This is a genomic window from Roseobacter sp. GAI101 (genome assembly GCF_000156335.1).
Taxonomy (GTDB): domain Bacteria; phylum Pseudomonadota; class Alphaproteobacteria; order Rhodobacterales; family Rhodobacteraceae; genus Sulfitobacter.
The window spans coordinates 38,890-57,308 of record NZ_DS999215.1 but is presented as its reverse complement, the minus strand read 5'-3'; the positions used below and the strand labels follow the sequence as shown (position 1 = coordinate 57,308).

The following is an 18,419-nucleotide window of genomic DNA, read 5'->3' as shown; positions in this document are numbered from 1 at the left end:
CAAATAGCTTGGTGAAATCAATGGCTTTTTAGAGAATTGATGAACCCAGCTGTTCAGTGCCAATCTGGCTGATCGAATGACTTAGGTTGGAAACTGAGCACCACAGCGACTACAAAATATGAATGACTTACAGTGCACTTTGGAAACTCCGCAACCTCGTGTTCTCGGATATTTCTTATCAACGTAATGGCGGAACTGGTCCTAGATGCAGGCTGTCTGCAATGACAATAAGGTTCAGCAAATGTTAACGACCCCAACCCGCCGTTGCCCCACTAATTCGACTGCTGCGGTGCGGCCCGTAACTTCGGCCATTCGTGTATGTCGCAACATTTTGGTAGGCTGAAACGTCGGCGTGCTGGACCAGGCGGAACTTCCTTTCCCGGGCCAGGCCTTCAGCTTTGCTTTGAATTAGCAGCAATGTCGGTGGGCCGAACTGGATTATCCAGGCGCTTCTCCATCAGGAAGTTGGTCAACGTAACGCCAGATCTCTCGACCCGCTGCTTGCGGACAACTTCCCAACCCTGCTGCTCAAAAAGACCTCGAACCAGATAGCTTGCTTTAGAATGAAGGCGTTCAATATTAGCGTCACGTGCCGCTGACTCAATCCGAGCGTAAAGAGCTCTACCTATGCCCTGCCGTTGGTGCCCTGGCGCGACGAAAGCAAGGTCTATGTAACCATCACCATCAAAGGTCATAAAGCCAACAGGCAGGCCTGCCTTACGCGCCACTACGGTTTTCTGACCAGCCAGCCGCGATGCCCAGTTTTGCCCTGAAGGCTGCTTAGAAGCCCAAGCCCGACGCTGCTCTAAATCATAGAATTCAGCCGCTCCTTCCCGCACAGCATCAAAGAATATACCTCCGAGAAGATCTGCTTCGGTGACGTCGAAATCACCAATTTCTATAGAGCTATTCTGCATTGATGTGGCCCCTCGATGGCATCATAGTGAGCACGATCAAATACGAACAATCGGCAAAGCTGACTTTCGCGGTCAATGGGGCCATTGGTGCACTGCCCGCCTTAGTTCACTTAAGCGACCGGGCATATTCCTCAAGTTGAGTCGCGACCGTGCCCCATCCATCATAGAACCCCATGTCTTCGTGGCTCTGACGGGCTTGCGGTGACCGGTGCCGTGCAGTTGCGGTGTAGATTGTTCCGCCGTTCCCATCGTCGGCGAACTCAATGATGGCCGTCATGAAGGGATCGGCAGCGGGCTTCCACCCTTCGCTATAGGTGTCGGTGAAGACCAGACGCTCTTCATCGACAACCTCAAGATAAACGCCCTCGTTTGCCATCTTTATGCCATCGACGTTCATCGTGGTGTTGAACTTGCCGCCCACCCGCAGGTCGATTTCACAGGCATCGACATCATGAGGTTTCGGCACGAAAAAGTTTTTGATGTGCTTCGGCGTTGTCCAGCACTCCCAAAGCAATGCACGGGGCGCATTGATTGTGCGCGTGAATGTAAGGTCAGTTTCCGGATCGAGTTTCATTTTTGCGTTCCTTCATGAGGCTCTCAATGTAATCGTCGAAGCGGCCGAGCCGTCCTTCCCAGATGGAACTCTGTTCGGTCAGCCAGTCCTTTGCGGGCTGGAAGGCATCGGGTGCGAGAGCGCATATTCGCGTCCGTCCTTCTTCGTCGTTACAAGCTTGGCAGCTTCGAGCTTCTTCAGATATTCCATGAATGAAGGCAGCGCCATGTCATGCGGCTCGGCCAGTTCGCTCACACTCGCCCCGCCCCGAGCGAGCCGTTGAAGGAGCACCTAGGTTGCCCGTCCTACCAAAGATTTGGGTGACCTTCGTGCGTCGCATCGAATGGGTCCCATAGGCCGCAAACTCTAGCCCGATGAACGACACTCAGTCCCGATCTCGTAGCGAACGGTATCCAGCTCAAAGGTCACATTTGGGGGCAGGCAGCGCCGGTTTCGATCCAAGCCTGTGTCAACTGGCCAAAAATCTCCTGTGAGCCGGGCGCGGGTGTTCGGCCTTCGCCCGGTTCCCATCCCCAACCGACCAGACCGTCCTCTGCGTTGTGCTCATGCAGCTCAGCGAGTGTCCGGTCGCCATTGCGCTCCGGGTCTTTTAGCTGCTCGCAAACCTGCGCCGCGGTCAAGCCGACCCATCCCATTTCGATCGGCGCAAGCTGCCATGGCTCGTGTCCAGGAATCGAGCCCTGTCCGGTGGTGAAAGACACGTTTTCCGACCCGTGGCAGGTCGAACAGCGCATACCCGTTGCACCGAAATCGCCAACGCCGCGCACGACGGGTGGCTGGTGCGGTTGCATCATGTCACCTTGCAGCGGGACATTGTTTACGGGGTGGCAGTTCAGGCACCGCGGGCTTTCGATGACAACGAACATTTCCTCAAAAAGCGCGACGGACCGTTTGGCGTCGTCAGCAATGCTGTCAAATTCGTCGACAGTTCGCAAACCGTTCACAGTTTCGGCCTGAACCACGCCCGCTGACAGAAGTGCAGCAATGGACAAAATAGAAAGAGTTTTCATTGATTACGCTCCGGCCGGGGTCATGAAAGGAAGGGTTGTCACGTTCGTGCCGGTCAGCGCGCGCCAAGCGTTAGCGACGGCTGGGCCGACAGGGGGCGTGCCCGGTTCACCAATACCAGTTGGGTCCATCGTGCTTTCTATGATCTCGACCTCGACCGCTGGCATCTCGTTGATGCGGATCATCCGGTAGGTGTCAAAGTTCTGTTCCTGCACGACGCCGCCCTCGCCAAGGGTCACGGCGTTGAACAACACAGAACCCAGACCATAACCGATGCCGCCTTCGATTTGCGCACGGATCACATTGGGGTTCACGGCAACACCGCAATCGACAGCGCACCAGACCTTCGTCACATGTGGAAATCCGTTGCGATCTTCGACCTCAGCGACCTGGGCGACATAGGTGCCGAACGACTCGTGCAGGGCAACGCCATAGCCTTTGTCACCTTTGACTTTGGTGCCATCCCATCCGGCCATCTTGGCCACCCGTTCCAGCACGGCGCGGTCGCGGCCCATGTCATCCTTCAGCAGGTCCAGACGGCCCTGCACCGGGTCTTTGCCGCCTGCTTCCAGCAGCTGATCCAGGAACACTTCGGTCGCATAACCGGTGTGTGTGTGTCCAACAGAGCGCCACCACAAAACCGGTACGACACTTTCGGCGCGGACCCAGTCAACGCGCAGGTTGGCCAGATCGTAAGGCATCTTTGTCGCGCCTTCGTAGGACGTGGGGTCCTTACCGTCCTGCATCATCTGCTCCATCGGCCCGCCAGCCATGATGGATTGGTTCACCACAATGTCGTGCCAGCCCAGAATGTTACCGTCAGCATCCAGTGCGCCGCGCATCTTGTGGACAGTCATCGGTCGGTAATAACCACCCGCCAGATCGTCTTCGCGGGTCCAGATCAACTTCCACGCACCGTCGCGTCCCGCCGCTTTGGCAATAGCACCGATTTCATTACCGATCTGGGCAGACGGCTGGGCGCGACGTCCAAAGGAACCGCCCGCCAACATGACGTTCAGTTTTACATTCTCAACAGGCAATCCAAGGTTGCCTGCAACGGCCTGCTTGTCAAAGCCAGGGAACTGAAAGCCGCCCCAGGTTTCGGCACTGCCGTCCTTTACTTGAATGACGGCGTCCAGCGGCTCCATCGGGGCGTGCGCAAGGTAGGGAAAGCGGAACTCCATCTCGATTACCTGTGCCGCCTCCGACAAGGTTGCGTCAATGTCGCCGTTTTCCTCGGCGTTTTTCATTTCACCGGATGTTGCCAGCTTGGCGAAATCATCCATTATCTGGGCGGAGGTACGCGTTTCGGCTGCGCTGTCGTCCCATTCGACCGTCAAGGCGTTGCGTCCAGAGAGCGCTGCATAGGTCGAGGTCGCGTAGACCGCGATCCCCTGCGGAATCTGGCGAACAGCGGTGACGCCAGTGACCTTCATCGCTTCTGTATCGTCAAAGCTGGCAACAGTACCGCCCAGCATGGGTGCATGGCGGATAACGACATATTCCATGTCCTGCAGGTCCATATCCATCGTGAACACCGCGGTGCCGTTGGACTTGGCTTTGCTGTCCAGCTTGGGGCGATCCTTGCCGATCAGCACAAAGTCCTTGGGGTCTTTGACGGCGGGGTCTTCAGGCGGGGTCAGCAGTGCGGCCTTGGCGGCCAGCGGTCCAAAGGTCGATGTGTTGCTGCCTGATGTCAGCACACCTTTGGCGATGCTGATGGTTGACGCATCAACGCCCCATTCTTCGGCGGCGGCCTGGACCAGCATCGCGCGGGCGGCGGCACCGGCTTTGCGCATCTGGGTATAGCTATTGGCCATTGCGGTGGATCCGCCGGTCCCTTGCAGGCCGAACAAAAGGTTCTTGTACTTCTCGTCATCAGCGGGCGCGGATTCGGCCCGCATCTGGCCCCAATCCGCATCCATCTCCTCGGCCACCAGCGTTGACAGGCCGGTAAACGGGCCTTGCCCGAATTCGATGTGTTTAATTATGACGGTAACGGTGTCGTCCTCTGCCACCCTGATAAATGCGTTCGGGGCGAAGGTCGGCGTGGATCCGTCAGGTTGAAAGGCCAAAGCGGCACCTGATTGCGCACGACCGCGCATCGGCAGCGATACGGCAATGACAAGGCCAAGCGAAGACGCGAGGAAATTGCGGCGGCTCTGTGTGATGGTCATGTCTTAACCCTCCAACGTCTTGGCGGCGTCTTTGATTGCCTGGCGAATGCGCACGTAGCTTGCACAGCGACAGATGTTGCCGGCCATTGCCTGGTCAATCTCCTCATCCGTAGGGTTTGGAATTTCGTATAGCAGTGCTGCCGCGCTGACGACCTGGCCTGACTGACACCAGCCGCATTGGGGCACGTCAATTGCGGTCCAGGCGGCCTGCACCGCCTCTGCCTCTGGCGTGTCGAGCCCTTCGATGGTGCGAATGTCGGCCCCTTCCAGTGTTGACACTGGCGTGACGCATGATCGGCGGGTCATCCCGTCCAGCATAACGGTGCAAGCGCCGCATTGGGCCACACCACACCCAAACTTCGTCCCGGTGAGCTTCAGCTCATCCCGCAGGACCCACAGCAAAGGGGTGTCGCCCGGCACATCTACAGTCCGCGTCTCGCCATTCACGGTAAAAGTTGTCATCAAACCCTCGCTGCGTTTTTTAAAATACCCTGATTGGTGAAATAGTCTGGTGCAGAGAAAAGTCACAAAAAACTTTGTCCTGTCGCCACGTGGGTCGGACACGGCATGTGTTGCCGCCACAAATTGGAACCCTGCTGAATGACCGTTTCGGTCCGGAATCCACCCCTCGTGAAATATCAGACCGACCATGGACGGCACTAGCGCGTTCGACTGCGCTCCAAAACGTGCCTTGTCAGGACCGGCGCGGAGTGGCCGTTCATGTATCAGGTGGCGCTGGACTGCTCTCAGGCGAACCCATCACAAAGTGAGCGGGTGAATCAAAACGGCTCAATTCGCTCTGCGGCGGCGGCGCATCATTTTGACGAGTGGCCAGATGATCACAAGAACCGTAACGACCGCCAGAACAGCCGAGATCGGCCGCGTCACGAGATCGGTTGGGTCACCACGGCTGATAAGCAGGGCACGGCGGACACTTTGCTCGGCCATGGGCCCCAGGATCATCCCAAGAATAACAGGGGCCAGCGGGAAATTGACCTTTTCCAGAAAATAGCCCGCAAAGCCGGCAATAAGCATCACCCATAGATCAACAGGCCGACCGTTGATGACGTAAACTCCGACGCACATCAGGATCAGGATTGTTGGCACCAAGAGGACACCCGGCAGGCGCTGAAATTGTGCGAAGACGCGGGTCGCAACAGCACCGCCAAGGGCAAAGATCAGAACCGAGGTAATCAACATTTCCATCATGAACCCCCCAACAAGGGTTGGGTTCTGGTGGAATAGTTGCGGGCCGGGTTGCAGGCCGTGGATCGTCAGCGCACTGAGGACCAGCGCCGCGACAACGTTACCAGGGATGCCCAAAGCCAGCGCAGGAATCATCGACGCCGCGTTGTCGGCATTGTTGCCGCATTCGGCGGCAGCAACGCCTTGAGGGTTGCCTTTGCCAAAGCTCGACGGATCGTCCGAGGCGTTCTTTGCCGCGTTATAGCTAAGGAAGGCCGCGATATTTCCGCCCGCACCGGGCAAGATGCCAACTCCGATACCGATGCCGGAGGCGCGCAGCCAAGTCGGGATCAATCCACGGATCTCACCTTCCTCGAAAGGCGCGTCGGCCAATTTCAACTGCGCTGCCGAAAGCCCCTTGAGATCACATTTCTCGGCCAGTTGCAGAACGGGGGGCAGCGCGTACAGACCGACAAGCACGACGATCAGATCAAGACCGCCCAAAAGCCATGTTTGCCCAAACGTGAACCGCGCCTGTCCCGAGAGATTGTCGATGCCCATCGTCCCGATCAAAAGGCCAAGCACAGCTGCCATCATCCCTTTGACCGGATCGGAGCCGACCATCACTGCCACCGAAGCCATACCGAAAATAGCGATCCAGAAATACTCGGCAGGGCCAAAAAACAGCGTCACCCGCGCCAGCATCGGACCCATGGTCATCAAGGCGATGGCACTTGCAATGCCGCCGATGGCAGAAGACCAGCAGGCGATCTTCAAGGCTTTTGCGGCCTCGCCACGGTCGGCCATGGGAAAGCCATCAAAAGTAGTGGCGATAGACGCCGGTGTTCCAGGAATGCGCAACAAAATAGCGGGGATTGCGCCGCCATACATAGACCCGTTGTAAATGCCTGCGACCATTGCCAAGGCCACCAATGGGTCCATCGAATAAGTCAGCGGTAAAAGCAGCGCGATGGCCATGACCGGGTTCAGACCGGGCAACGCACCGATGAAGACGCCCAACAGCGTCGCCCCGATCATGGCGGTAAGCGGGCCGAAGGTCAGAACGTGGGAAAGTGCATTGGTGTAAAATTCCATGTCAGCCCCCCACGGAAATAACCGAAAGAATCAATTCGCGCGGCAAAGGTTTTTCAAGCAGGACCGAAAAGACCAGGTACACGAGCGACATGAACACAACCGCCACAGTCATCGCATAGGCCACGCGCCGAAACCCAAGCGCCAGCGGCATGGCGAGCACCAGCAGGAAGGAAGCGGTGTAAAAGCCCAAGGGAATGACCAACGCCACATAGATGGTCGCAACCAGCATGGCGATGACCAGCTTCGCAGGCGCGTCGATCAAGGTGCGTGGCTGATTGATCGGCTTCCGCAGCGCCTTGATGGCGACTGTCGCACCGAGAAGCGTCAGGACAAGGCCAAGCACCATCGGATAAGTGCCACTTGCCCCTTTGTAATTCGTGGCCGTCCAGGCCGCGAAAATGCCGATGCCGACAAAGATCAGCCCAAGCACGATATCCTGACGCTTCTCCATCGATTACAGGCCCAATGCCTTCGACACTTCGGCGAGAGCATCGTATTCCGACTGCAGCCGCGCGCCGAGAGCCTCACCCTTCACGACATTCGGAACTTCGCCCTTTGTCGCAAGGAACTCGACATAGCTGGGGTCGTTGACAGCTTCCTCAATTACATTCGCCAACTTCTCGACAACAGCCGGATCCATATCTTTCGGGCCAAGGATCGCGCGCCAGAGCAAGGTTTCCTTGTCGGCCAGTCCAAGAGCTTCCAGGCCAGATGCGCCTTCAAGTGCCGGAACGTCTGCTGCCGACGTCACAATCGGGCATTTGGCCTCGCCGCTTTCGACATAAGGAAGGACGGTCGAAATAGACCCACCATAGATATCGACGTGGCCCCCGAGAAAGTTCTGCAATGTTTCGCCTGCGCCGCCGAAGGGAATGGCGATGGCGTTAATCTCTTTGGCCTGAAAAATACGCTCGGCTGCCAGCTGCATCGTGCCGCCGATCCCGTCGTTGCCATAGGTGTATTTGCCGGGGTTGGCTGCGAGTTCGTCCAGAAATTCTGCGCCGGTGGTCGCTGGGAAATCGGTTTTCACGCAAAGCGTATAAGCGGTTTCCGACGTCGACGCGATTGGGGTGAAACTGGCGAGCGAATAGGCCACGTCCTGCACCTGTGGCACGGTGGTCAACGGGCTGTTCCATGTGGCAAACAGCGAATAGCCGTCCGGCTTGGCCTGCATGAACTGCGATGCACCGACCGAACCGCCGCCACCGCCGACATTTAGAATGGCAATCGACGTGCCCAGCTTTTCCTCAAGCAGAATTGCCAGTTTGCGCGCGCTTGTGTCAGTACCGCCGCCCGCTCCTGCCGGAATGGTCAGCTCGATGGTGCGCTCGGGGTATTCTGCAAGGACGGGTGCCGCCAGTGCCGTTGCGGCCGTCAAGCCGATGAAAGTTGCCTTAAGTGTCATAGTCTCTCTCCCTTTGGTTTGGTTCACTAATTGATTTCGCTGCGATACCGGAAACCAGCCGCGCTGCCGCTTGCGATGCGCCATTCGATCGCTTTGCCTTCGATGTCGAAGGCGGTTCTGCGGATCACCGCGAGCGGATCGTCGATATTGATACGAAGCCGTTTGGCTATGACCTCTGACGCCCGCCCAAAGGACACTTCGTCGATGGCGCGTTTTACCAAGACACCGAACCGTTCGAAGTAGAGGGGATACAGCAGCGGGCCAAAAGCCGCTTCGGGCAGTTGTTCGAAACCCGCGAACCTGGATGCCGGAATGTAGATCTCTTCGGACAGGACCGGCTGGTCTGACAGGCTGCGCAAGCGGACGATCTTGATCGTGTTTTCTGTCCCCAGTGCCTGCGCCGCCTCTTTGGGGGCCGTGGAAAGGCTGCGCAGCACCATATTGCTGGATGGGATGGAAGGCCGCGCGCCGTCTGGCTCGCGGATGGCGAAGAATCTGAACAGCGTCGCGTTGAACGAGGGCGCGCGCACATATGTCCCGGACCCCTGCCTCCGCTCCAGAAGGCCCTCCCCGACAAGACCGTCAACGGCTTTGCGTACCGTCCCGACTGACACGTCAAACTCAGCGGCAAGGCGCGCCTCGGACGGGATCGGCTGATCCGCGGTCCAGTCCCCGGCACCAATGCGTGCTGTCAGCGTGTCCCGCAGGCGGACATAAGCTGGCAGTCTGGAATCAGCTGTCGCGTAAAGATTGTTCATTTTGTCCTCCCAAGATGACCCATAAAGCAAGTTGACCCATCCAGTCAACTAGTCATATATATGATTTGAAGAGGAGACCAGATGATCAATTTCGACTGTCACGCGCATGTCTATGAAACGGTAAATCCCGTTGACGGTGCCCGCTATGTTCCAGAGTCTCCCGCGCCGCTTGCCGATTGGTTGGCTCACCAGGCGGCTCATGGGTTGCGCGGCGGAGTAATTGTTCAGGTCAGTTTTCTCGGAGCCGACAATTCGCAAATGTGCGATGCCCTGTCCCGACTGGACACCCGTCGCTTCGCGGGGGTCGGCGTGGTGCCGCTTGACGTCGAGGATGCCGAGCTGAAGCAGTTAATTCGGGCAGGCATACGTGGTGTCCGCTGGAATCTGGTGCGGGGTGCCGCGGTTCCTGACCTCAGCGCAAATCGCACTCAAGGCTTTCTGGCAAGACTCCGCGACAATGGCTTGCACCTCGAAGTCCATCTCGAAGGTCCGCGCCTTGCGCCGCTGCTGCCTGCGCTGACTGATCAGGGCGTCACTGTGGTTATCGATCATTTCGGCTTGCCCTCCGAGCCACAGCCGAAGAACGATCCGATGATCCGCGCAGTCGAAGGGCTGGCCGACCGCAGCGCGCTGTACTTCAAGTTTGCCGCTCACTATCGGGTGCCGTTTGATGTCCATCCGCATGCGAAAGAACTCATGTCTTTGCTGGATGACAATCGCGTGGTCTGGGGGAGCGATTGGCCCCACACACAACACGAGAGCGGCAACAGCTTTGACGGGGTCCGCGCACTCTGCTCCAGCTGGGCAGATTTTTCGGATTGCAAGGCGGTGGAAAGTTTATACGGCCTCAGTGGATAAGCGACGCGTTCAGTCATGGACGCAGGCTTTTTCCAATCAAATCAGATTTCTCCGCCAAAGGGATCAGCGCCAACTGGAAACGTGGGTCAATTTAAATTGGAAAACTACGCATGTGACCTGCAGGCCCGCTTGGACAGATAACGCGCGGTGAGGAAGCTCATCGCCTGCGTCCTAAAACTCCGGATCGCTCCCGCCGGAACGGGACCCCTATTGGAGCGAACCTGACGGGCTGCATCCACCAAGCACGCAGACATGGCAGAGGCACGACGGGTAACACATTTTATCAAACTCAGTTGAAACGCAGCCGGCCCAGCGAATTTGCGATGCCATTTGTTCGCCACAATCCATCGGTACCAAGACTACTGGCACATGAGCTATGCCAAAATTAGCGTTGCCAGTAACGGTTTTGGCACAGACTCAAAAATGAATTACGCAGGTAGAGGCGAGTTTAGACATGGCCAGCAGTCGTTACACGCTTTCATTACAGATCGTCAGCTCCCTTATCTTTGTGTTCGGCTTGAGTATCCTTAGCCTCATCTTTGTCGGCCACAGAGCGATCAAAATCACCGACGAGGCCGCGTCTGGCCGGCAGGAGCGTTTTGCCGCGCGCAGCCTTGAATCGGCCATCGCCGTCCTCCCTAAGCAGCAGCGCAGTGCGACCGTCTGGGATGATGCAGTCCAGAATGTCATTGCCGGTAACGATAAGTGGATGGACGAAAACCTTGGCATCTGGATGCAGCAATACTTCGGTCACAACGAAGACTATGTCCTTGCGCCCTCTGGCGAGCCCGTCTTCGCTTCGGTCCGGGGTGAAATCAGGCACACTGACAGCTATTCCATTCGAGCCAAGACCATTGCACCATTAGTCGCGCAACTTCGCGAGACCATGGCGGATGTCAGCGCAGGTCAAAGCAACCCCTATGAGGAACTTGCCGAAGTCGCGGTCGTGACACCATTGAGGTTTGAGAACGAGGTGGCCATTGTCAGCGTCGTGCCGATCATCTCTGAAACTGGCGAAGTGGTGCAGGAACCCGGAGCGGAATTTCTGCACGTCGCAATACGCTATGTCGACGCTGTTCTTGCCAAGGAAATCGGCCTGCCAGTTGAGCTGGAAAGCGCAACCTTCACAGCGGACAGGCCCAGCGGTCCCTTGGCAGGCATTGCGGTCCCCGGACCGTCGGGCGACCCGCTCTCCTGGCTCGTCTGGAAGCCCGAGCAGCCCGGCACCGATCTGTTCCTGAAGATACTGCCGGTGCTGGCAGCCGTAGGTCTGGTGAGCGGCGCGATGTGGTTCTGGGTCGTTCGACACCTCTTACGTGTCTCGATCCAGTTACAGGCCAGTGAAGCGCAGGCACGTCTGGATGTCGTCTCGCTAAAGCAGGCAAAAGAGGCAGCCGAAGCCGCGGACCGTGCAAAGATGAACTTCATGAGCATCGTGAGCCACGAGTTGAGGACGCCGTTGACGGTCATCCTTGGTTATGCCCGGCTAGGGAAAAATCTGCGAAAGATGCCCGCAGGCCAACGACTGGACGATTTGCTTCAGCGTCAACCGCTCAGTGCGATACCTCTCAAGCAAGACATCAACGAGCTGTTCCAGTTATTCGGCACGGGAATGGAAAAAATCGAGAGATCAGGCGAGCACCTTTTATTTCTCGTGAATCAGTTGCTCGACTACGCCAAGATTGAAACAGGGCGGCTTGAGGTGGATCCTGAAATTTGTGACGTACGAAAGGTCCTCGAACCGGTCATAGAACAAATGCGAGTTCTTACCGAACAAAAAGACCTGGATCTGGAAACGACGATCGTCTCCTGCCTCATGCTGGCTGATGTCACACGCACACGGCAAATTCTAATCAATCTGATCGGGAATGCCATCAAGTTCACAGATGCAGGTAAGGTGTCTGTCGTCGTTATTGAATCTGAGGAAGAGGTTCATATCAACATTAGTGATACCGGACCGGGCATTGAGCCTCGTGAACTCGAGAAAATCTTCGAAGCGTTTCATCAGGCAGACCTCTCGGGTACCCGCAGTGCAGCCGGAACCGGACTGGGCCTATCCATCGCGAAAGAACTCGCCCGCCTTGAAGGAGGAACAATTAGCGTGAAGAGCGAGGTAGGCCTTGGCAGCACGTTTACGTTGTCGCTTCCGAAAGATACGTCTCCGGCGCTTGAAAAGGCGGCTTGATAGAGGTGGTCCTGCAATAGAGCACTCTAGAGTGCAGCCTAACTGACACGGGTCATTGGCGGGCACTTTGATCCGTTTTCTCTGGCAGCCTCCGCCAACAATGGTATGGTACTGTACCGTATGATTCTTAGGAAGCATAATACACATGAAACCGGCGACGCACAGAACTGCTCATGGAGCCAAGCGCATAAAGGCGCTGACAGATACGGCTACCGAACTCTTTTTGGAACGAGGCTATGAAGGCGTATCTGTTGACGCCATCCTTAACCGTGTAGGCGGCTCAAGGCGCAATGTTTATGACCGCTTCGGCGGCAAGGAAGGCCTGTTCATCGACGTCGTGACGAAGCTTTGCAACGAACAAGCGCAGCCTTTGCGCGAGATGGAAATTGAGGGACGCGACCTTGACGGATCTCTTGTTCAATTCGGTGAGAAGATTCTTGAAATCGTGCTGCAACCCCGGACATTGGCTCTCCACCGGCTGATGATTGCCGAAGGGCAGCGCTTCCCCGAACTGTCGCAGGCGATCTTACGGTCGGGGCACGAGGTCAGCGTCGAAATTTTGGCGGACTGGCTACGCACGCATAACCTTCTGTTCCGGGAAAACGTCTCTGCATCCACTTTCGCCGACCAATTTATATTTTTGCTAACTGCAGGACCGCAATTGCGTGCGTTGTCGGGACAGCATGACGGTCCGCTTTCCACCGCCGAACGCGAACGTATCTCGCGCGAAACGGTCCTGATTTTCCTTCATGGCATTTTACCCGGAGGCACCCCGCATGCTGAGTAACTTTTCTTGGAAATCCACCCTCGCTTGGCTGCTTGCAGCGTTTTTTGTAGTCGGGGGCTTAGGCAACATCTTCGCCTCTGAAGCAATCAGAGCCGATTATCTACGCTGGGGCTATCCGGACTGGTTCCACTATATCACCGGCGCAGTGGAACTTTCAGCGGCGGCACTGATTGCAAGGTGCCCTACACGGCCTTGGGGCGCGGCACTGGCCAGCCTCGTTATGGCCAGCGCCGCGGGAACGGTTTTGCTGCACGGCGAACTCACTCATGCCTAGCACCGCTCGTGACGTTAGCTGTCGCTTTGACGGTAGCTTTCCTGAGCTGGAAAGCCACGAGGCAGAGCTGAAAGCCCGCACCTTCTTTTGGCAGTACACGATGGCCATCGCACATGCAGCATCAAGTAGTTTTGGGCCCAAGCCGGTATTCCGCCGCATTGTCCACGAAGGCCCGCTATCATCTTCCTGATGGCTGTCTGGTCTGCGTTTCCGTTTCCCAGTATGGATTTGGGAACGGGACAGCGTTGGCCGGACACATAGAGCACCATATGGAGGACACTGGTCGTATGAAGGTGTTCGTTGGACCTTCTGGAAAAAGATGATTGTCTGATACTTTCAAAGGTCGAGTTGTTGCTGGGTCGCTGGTATCAGGCGTGTCGGTCGGTAGGTAGTCGTTGTCAGGCTGGGCGGCGCGAATAGAACTCGAATATGCCAATTGCCGCATGTTCTCTGGGAACGTCTAACCGGTTTTTGGCAGCGACGTTGACCGCCCCCGTTGTTTTAGATCATCTTCTGCAAGGCGAGCAGATACTCCGTTATCATTGAGCATCAGCCTTTTCAAATTCCAGATAGAATTCTGTACCAACCCCTAGTTCACTTTTATATGACAGATTGCCCGACATCTTGCCGGCTAACTTTCTGGAAATATGTAGGCCCAGGCCAGTTCCTTGGGTTGATCCTTGTTTCTTATTCTTAACTTGCTCGAACCGACCGAATACCGCGCCCTCCATACCGTCGGGAATTCCCTCACCGCTATCTATGATAGAGACCCTGACCTTTCCATGGTCCTCACTGATTTTGCCTCTGACCGTATCGCCCTTCTCTGAAAACTTTATTGCGTTAGATACCATATTATCGATAATCTGCCGTACAGCAAATTCATCACCAATGATAAAAGGTGGGTTTTTTAAACTGTCGTCGAAAACCTCAAGGTGGCATTTCGAAGAAAATGTTTTGTTTTCCTCAAAACTGTCCTTCAATACCCTACCTATATCAATAACCGTTTCATCCAGCTCCAAGGCGTCGATATCTATCTTTTGGGCTAGAAGAATATTGTCAACCAACTTGGATAACCGACTGCTGCTTCGCTCCGCAATCTCAAGCAGGGAGCGGACCCGATCGCCATCCGCTCCAATCTGGTCGTTTAAGGCTAGCGCAATGGCACCATTCAAAGAGGTCAGGGGCGTGCGCAGTTCGTGGTTTATTACAGATACGAAATTGTCTTTTTCCCGGTTTGCGGTATCCGCTTTTTCCAATGCGACCTGTAGATTTCGATGCAGGTTCATGAATTTATTGAGTTGTTCCATAAGGTAACCAAGTTCGTCTTTATACTCCTCTGGTAAAGCGTGATAAACGTTATTCTCTTGCGCATCCTTTATCACCCGCACACATGCGAATAATGGCCCGAGCAGATGACGCAAAAGCTGTATTGAAACGATCGAAGCAATCACCGTTGACGCTACCACAAGCATCAATGGCAAGAGCATGCTATGTTCGCTTGCCGAGTTGAGAAAAATGTAGACCGCGAGAGCTATTAATGGAATATGCGTAGAAATGAATGCGACAAAGAACACCTTAAGCTTGAACGACTTAGGAAAAAGTTGATCTAACAATCTGTAGGTGAAGAACCTATCCTCACTCATTTCACCAGCCCCCATATTTTCTATCATTATACATTATATCATGTCATTTTTTTGACATTTTCAAATGGCGCACAGTCTGATGAAAAAGTTGCTTGTTCACCCGGCCTTTTCCGTTCGAAAATGCTGTGCAATGGAAGAATGGCTGATCTAACGAAGCAGCACCAACTTGCGCGACTAGGCACCAGATCCATGTTTTAGGGCCAGAACAAGACGCTTGCAGCGCAAGCATCAGCGGTAGAACTGTTCGCCGCCTTGCGCGAGGTTCAGTTTGCGGGCATCTATCAGCGGTGACCGAGATCCGCCAAACCTCGTCCTTTGTGGCAATCGTTACGATCCTGATCTGCGCAGCGCTGCTGTTCGCAGGCAACGGGTTATTCCAAACTCTCTTACCCATCCGTGCCGGGCAAGAGGGCTATTCGACCACTTTGATCGGCGTCTTGGGCACCGCCTATTTCGGCGGCTTCACCATTGGCTGTTTTGTCGGGCCGCGTCTGATCATGACCGTGGGGCATGTGCGTGCCTTTGCCGGATTAACCGCCCTGCTGACGGCAACGCTGCTGGCGTTCCCGCTGTTTGTAGATCCGCTGTTCTGGGGCGTCATGCGCATGATCAGTGGAGTATGCCTTGCGGTGCTTTATGTGGTCGTGGAAAGTTGGCTGAACGACACCTCCTCAAATGCAAACCGCGGACGGGTTTTATCGGCCTATATTATCGTCTCGAATATCGTGACGATGGCAGGACAGTTGCTGGTCAATTCGTCCGACACAAAGGGGCCAATGCTGTTTTTAGTCGTGGCGATCCTAATCTGTCTGTCAATTGTCCCCCTGAGCTTGACGTCCACCCCGACACCGACGCCGATCCCCTCCGCACGGTTGAATTTGCGAAAGCTGTATCGCGTATCACCTGCGGGGATCGTGGGATGCCTGTTGGCGGGCATGGCCGAGGGCGCGTTCTGGTCGCTGGGTCCGGTTTTTGCCCAAGGGCGCGGCATGATCACCGCCGATATCGCGCTGTTGATGGCCGCGTTTGTGTTCGGCGGCACGCTGTCGCAATGGCCTCTTGGCTGGGTCTCCGACAAGATCGACAGACGCATCGTCATTGCGGCGGTGTCTTTCGGGACCGTCGTGTCGGGCTTGGTGATCGGATTTGATCTTGTGCCAAGGGGCTCACCGACGCTTGCCTTGGCCGTGGTGCACGGGGCACTGATGATCCCGATCTATGCGCTGTGCATTTCCCATGCCAACGACAACGTCCCCAATTCACGCATGGTCGAGACCAGCGGTGGACTGTTGCTGGCGTTTAGCATCGGGGCCACTATCGGGCCGCTCACGGCGTCATTCTTTATGGGGGGCGGCAAAGCTGGGGGCTTGTTCCTGTTCATAGGTCTGGTGCTGTTCGCACTCGGGATATTCGCAGTCTTCCGGCTGATCATCGACACCGGCGTGCGCCGTACGAGTAAAGTGCATTTCGCGCCATCCTCAGCGGCATCGCCTGCGGTCTTCCCAATGGAAGCAGAGAAGGAAGATTGAGAATCCTGATCACCTGATTGTGCTGGGTTGCAAGGCCTGAGGCAGTCGGCAGTTAACCGACCCCGTTCAACCTGGGCCTGCCCATCAGACATCACCGAAGCCCCGTGCACTTATTACGGTGCCAACATATCTGTTGATACGGAACTGACGCGGCACTAGCGTCTCCTCATGCAGAAACCACTGAACCTTCATCCAGAAATCGTCAGCAGACTGAGACAAGCATCAGCCGCGCAGAACGATAAACTGATTGAGCAGCGGCGCACCTTCCACGCCTTCCCGGAGCTTGGCTGGCAGGAGGTGGAGACAACAGCAGCCATTGTTTCCGATCTTACTGAAGCGGGATATGAGGTCGCCTCGGGCCCCGCTTTCTTGGGTGATGTCGATCGACTTGGGATGAGCGCCGAGCCAATCCCCGGTGAAGGCGAGACAGGCTGTATCGCGCTTTTTGATACCGGGCGACCCGGCCCGACTGTCTGTATGCGGGTGGATATTGACGCGTTGCCGATTACAGAAGCCGGGGGCAATCATGCGCCTGCAGCCCAAGGCTTTGCTTCAAAAAACAAGGGTGTCATGCACGCATGCGGCCATGACGGACATGCCGCCATTGGCTTGGCGACTGCACGGTTGTTACACCCCTATCTCACGACAGGTATCGGACGATTGAAACTCCTGTTTCAACCCGCAGAAGAAGGCGGGCGGGGTGGCAGGGCTGTTGCGGAAGCGGGATGGATGGATGATGTCGATCTCTTCTTTGCGATCCATCTGGGGCTCGGCGTGCCATCGGACAACGCCGCATTTGCGGTCCACGGGATTCTGGCCAACGCCCGCTATGATGTGCTTTTGAAAGGTCGCGCGACGCATGCCGGAAAGACGCCTGAAGGCGGACGTAGTGCACTGGTTGCAGCGTGTCAGGCGGTACTGGGACTGCACACATTGGCGCAATCCAGCAAGCCGGGCATTCGCGTGAATGTGGGGTTGATGCAAGCGGGAACAGCCGTGAACATCGTTCCGGAAGAAGCAAGGTTCACGTTCGAAATGCGGGCGCAGGAAACTGAAGATCTCGAAGCATTAGAGGCCCGCTGCTGCGCGTTTATCCAGGCAACGGCGCAGGCTCATGGGGTTGAATGCGTTCTGTCACCTGGTGGGGGTGCCGCCGGGCATTCAAACCCCGCGTCGATTGCGGAATGGGCCGAAGGCGTGAACACGGCAACAGGTGCGTTCGCGAACATCTTGCCAGACTTCTTTTTTGGCGCGAGCGAGGACGCTGCAACGCTTGCTCACCAGGTGACCCAGCGGGGCGGAACTGCTGGAATATTTGTTCTGGGTGCCGATCTGGCAGACGACCATCACACCCCGCATTTCGACTTTGATGAGAGCGCATTGGCAAAGTCCGTTCTCCTGTGCGGCGGACTTATCGCTTCCGCAATGCAATTACGGTTGGACCAAAGCTAGAACACACATAGGGGCTTTGTAAGGTTGTTTCGCAAAGGTTGGATAGGCCGTGTTGCACGGATCGCCTTCAATTCGGAACGCGTCCCAATCCAACGAAGTATTCCATAGTCCGGCTCCCATGTTCACAGCTATGCTGCGTTCCTATCGGAAGCTCGACCAAAGTGCAGGGTCAGCCCACTTACGCATTCTTCCCGCCCTTATTTTTGAGTTCATTCGAATATTTTTGAGCGCAGCTGGACCAGCACCACTTGATTCGTGCAGTTCGCGCTGGCGTACATCCAAACCGTGGCACCAAACATCACCTCGAAAGCGCAAAAAGCGCCCCAAGGGGCGCTAATGCACTGATAATAAATCAGGGTATTGGTTGCGGGAGTAGGATTTGAACCTACGACCTTCAGGTTATGAGCCTGACGAGCTACCGGGCTGCTCCATCCCGCACGTGCTGACTAACCTCGTTTCCCAGCGACCGCAAAGGCTTCCTCAGTTCTTTTTCAGAAAATTTTAGACGCATCCGAATGTGTCCTTATTACAGCTTGATCCATCACTTTTCGTACCGATCTGCTGCCGGGCAT

General features: G+C 56.0%; 17 protein-coding genes, 1 tRNA gene and 1 pseudogene. 6 read left to right on the top strand and 13 right to left on the bottom strand.

The genetic code is table 11. The annotated features are described in order from the left end of the window. Positions 1–392 precede the first annotated feature (392 nt). From RGAI101_RS19570 to RGAI101_RS19525, 11 genes and pseudogenes are all read right to left on the bottom strand, one after another. Positions 393–917 carry a GNAT family N-acetyltransferase gene (locus RGAI101_RS19570; RefSeq protein WP_050763274.1) on the bottom strand — a complete coding sequence of 175 codons (525 nt, stop codon included), beginning with the start codon at positions 915–917 and terminating at the stop codon, positions 393–395. A gap of 106 nt (positions 918–1,023) precedes the next feature. After that, positions 1,024–1,491 carry an SRPBCC family protein gene (locus tag RGAI101_RS19565; protein ID WP_008229944.1) on the bottom strand — a complete coding sequence of 156 codons (468 nt, stop codon included), beginning with the start codon at positions 1,489–1,491 and terminating at the stop codon, positions 1,024–1,026. 78 nt (positions 1,492–1,569) lie between these two features. Further along, positions 1,570–1,725 (bottom strand): transcriptional regulator, ArsR family, encoded by a 156-nt coding sequence (locus RGAI101_RS22650; RefSeq protein ID WP_008230137.1) that lies wholly within the window; start codon positions 1,723–1,725, stop codon positions 1,570–1,572. A 31-nt stretch (positions 1,726–1,756) separates the two neighbouring features. Beyond that, positions 1,757–1,855, bottom strand: a pseudogene (locus RGAI101_RS22500) (integrase); the annotation flags it as partial. 40 nt (positions 1,856–1,895) lie between these two features. Further along, positions 1,896–2,501: a hypothetical protein gene (locus RGAI101_RS19555; protein ID WP_008230034.1), complete on the bottom strand. Its 606-nt coding sequence runs from the start codon at positions 2,499–2,501 to the stop codon at positions 1,896–1,898. Positions 2,502–2,504: 3 nt separating this feature from the next. Continuing rightward, a complete protein-coding gene (locus RGAI101_RS19550; protein WP_008230025.1) occupies positions 2,505–4,676 on the bottom strand; it encodes a xanthine dehydrogenase family protein molybdopterin-binding subunit in 2,172 nt (723 codons plus the stop codon). 3 nt (positions 4,677–4,679) lie between these two features. Next, positions 4,680–5,138, bottom strand: a complete 459-nt coding sequence (locus RGAI101_RS19545; RefSeq protein ID WP_037230456.1) for a (2Fe-2S)-binding protein — start codon at positions 5,136–5,138, stop codon at positions 4,680–4,682. Positions 5,139–5,465: 327 nt separating this feature from the next. Continuing rightward, positions 5,466–6,956, bottom strand: a complete 1,491-nt coding sequence (locus RGAI101_RS19540; RefSeq protein WP_008230135.1) for a tripartite tricarboxylate transporter permease — start codon at positions 6,954–6,956, stop codon at positions 5,466–5,468. 1 nt (position 6,957) lies between these two features. Further along, positions 6,958–7,407, bottom strand: a complete 450-nt coding sequence (locus RGAI101_RS19535; RefSeq protein ID WP_008230114.1) for a tripartite tricarboxylate transporter TctB family protein — start codon at positions 7,405–7,407, stop codon at positions 6,958–6,960. Between the two features lie 3 nt (positions 7,408–7,410). After that, positions 7,411–8,361 (bottom strand): tripartite tricarboxylate transporter substrate binding protein, encoded by a 951-nt coding sequence (locus tag RGAI101_RS19530; RefSeq protein ID WP_008229883.1) that lies wholly within the window; start codon positions 8,359–8,361, stop codon positions 7,411–7,413. Positions 8,362–8,387: 26 nt separating this feature from the next. Further along, positions 8,388–9,119, bottom strand: a complete 732-nt coding sequence (locus RGAI101_RS19525) for a GntR family transcriptional regulator (protein WP_008229892.1) — start codon at positions 9,117–9,119, stop codon at positions 8,388–8,390. A gap of 81 nt (positions 9,120–9,200) precedes the next feature. On the opposite strand from RGAI101_RS19525, the gene RGAI101_RS19520 reads away from it, so the two are divergent. The 4 genes from RGAI101_RS19520 (at position 9,201) to RGAI101_RS19505 (ending at position 13,223) form a co-directional block, all read left to right on the top strand. Beyond that, positions 9,201–9,977 (top strand): amidohydrolase family protein, encoded by a 777-nt coding sequence (locus RGAI101_RS19520; RefSeq protein WP_008229872.1) that lies wholly within the window; start codon positions 9,201–9,203, stop codon positions 9,975–9,977. 454 nt (positions 9,978–10,431) lie between these two features. Then, the gene (locus RGAI101_RS19515; protein WP_157044761.1) at positions 10,432–12,162 is read left to right on the top strand and encodes a sensor histidine kinase; all 1,731 of its coding nucleotides are present in this window, start codon (positions 10,432–10,434) and stop codon (positions 12,160–12,162) included. A gap of 145 nt (positions 12,163–12,307) precedes the next feature. Next, on the top strand, positions 12,308–12,949 hold the full coding sequence (locus tag RGAI101_RS19510; protein ID WP_037230312.1) for a TetR/AcrR family transcriptional regulator: 642 nt from the start codon (positions 12,308–12,310) through the stop codon (positions 12,947–12,949). Continuing rightward, positions 12,939–13,223: a DoxX family protein gene (locus RGAI101_RS19505; RefSeq protein WP_254655321.1), complete on the top strand. Its 285-nt coding sequence runs from the start codon at positions 12,939–12,941 to the stop codon at positions 13,221–13,223. The genes RGAI101_RS19510 and RGAI101_RS19505 overlap by 11 nt, the downstream gene beginning before the upstream one ends. Positions 13,224–13,762: 539 nt before the next feature. Here the strand turns inward: RGAI101_RS19505 and RGAI101_RS21355 are convergent. Beyond that, on the bottom strand, positions 13,763–14,881 hold the full coding sequence (locus RGAI101_RS21355) for a sensor histidine kinase (RefSeq protein ID WP_198133745.1): 1,119 nt from the start codon (positions 14,879–14,881) through the stop codon (positions 13,763–13,765). Positions 14,882–15,153: 272 nt separating this feature from the next. On the opposite strand from RGAI101_RS21355, the gene RGAI101_RS19495 reads away from it, so the two are divergent. Next, complete coding sequence (locus RGAI101_RS19495) at positions 15,154–16,395, top strand: MFS transporter (protein WP_008229992.1); 1,242 nt, start codon at positions 15,154–15,156, stop codon at positions 16,393–16,395. Between the two features lie 168 nt (positions 16,396–16,563). After that, positions 16,564–17,847 carry an amidohydrolase gene (locus tag RGAI101_RS19490; RefSeq protein WP_008229954.1) on the top strand — a complete coding sequence of 428 codons (1,284 nt, stop codon included), beginning with the start codon at positions 16,564–16,566 and terminating at the stop codon, positions 17,845–17,847. A 361-nt stretch (positions 17,848–18,208) separates the two neighbouring features. Here the strand turns inward: RGAI101_RS19490 and RGAI101_RS19485 are convergent. Beyond that, a tRNA-Met gene (locus RGAI101_RS19485) sits at positions 18,209–18,285 on the bottom strand. Positions 18,286–18,419 lie beyond the last annotated feature (134 nt).

Bases quoted from the DNA above. Each gene is read 5' to 3' on its own strand.
- RGAI101_RS19570 (WP_050763274.1), bottom strand. From the start codon at position 917: ATGCAGAATAGCTCTATAGAAATTGGTGATTTCGACGTCACCGAAGCA.
- RGAI101_RS19565 (WP_008229944.1), bottom strand. From the start codon at position 1,491: ATGAAACTCGATCCGGAAACTGACCTTACATTCACGCGCACAATCAAT.
- RGAI101_RS19555 (WP_008230034.1), bottom strand. From the start codon at position 2,501: ATGAAAACTCTTTCTATTTTGTCCATTGCTGCACTTCTGTCAGCGGGC.
- RGAI101_RS19550 (WP_008230025.1), bottom strand. From the start codon at position 4,676: ATGACCATCACACAGAGCCGCCGCAATTTCCTCGCGTCTTCGCTTGGC.
- RGAI101_RS19545 (WP_037230456.1), bottom strand. From the start codon at position 5,138: ATGACAACTTTTACCGTGAATGGCGAGACGCGGACTGTAGATGTGCCG.
- RGAI101_RS19540 (WP_008230135.1), bottom strand. From the start codon at position 6,956: ATGGAATTTTACACCAATGCACTTTCCCACGTTCTGACCTTCGGCCCG.
- RGAI101_RS19535 (WP_008230114.1), bottom strand. From the start codon at position 7,407: ATGGAGAAGCGTCAGGATATCGTGCTTGGGCTGATCTTTGTCGGCATC.
- RGAI101_RS19530 (WP_008229883.1), bottom strand. From the start codon at position 8,361: ATGACACTTAAGGCAACTTTCATCGGCTTGACGGCCGCAACGGCACTG.
- RGAI101_RS19525 (WP_008229892.1), bottom strand. From the start codon at position 9,119: ATGAACAATCTTTACGCGACAGCTGATTCCAGACTGCCAGCTTATGTC.
- RGAI101_RS19520 (WP_008229872.1), top strand. From the start codon at position 9,201: ATGATCAATTTCGACTGTCACGCGCATGTCTATGAAACGGTAAATCCC.
- RGAI101_RS19515 (WP_157044761.1), top strand. From the start codon at position 10,432: ATGGCCAGCAGTCGTTACACGCTTTCATTACAGATCGTCAGCTCCCTT.
- RGAI101_RS19510 (WP_037230312.1), top strand. From the start codon at position 12,308: ATGAAACCGGCGACGCACAGAACTGCTCATGGAGCCAAGCGCATAAAG.
- RGAI101_RS19505 (WP_254655321.1), top strand. From the start codon at position 12,939: ATGCTGAGTAACTTTTCTTGGAAATCCACCCTCGCTTGGCTGCTTGCA.
- RGAI101_RS21355 (WP_198133745.1), bottom strand. From the start codon at position 14,881: ATGGGGGCTGGTGAAATGAGTGAGGATAGGTTCTTCACCTACAGATTG.
- RGAI101_RS19490 (WP_008229954.1), top strand. From the start codon at position 16,564: ATGCAGAAACCACTGAACCTTCATCCAGAAATCGTCAGCAGACTGAGA.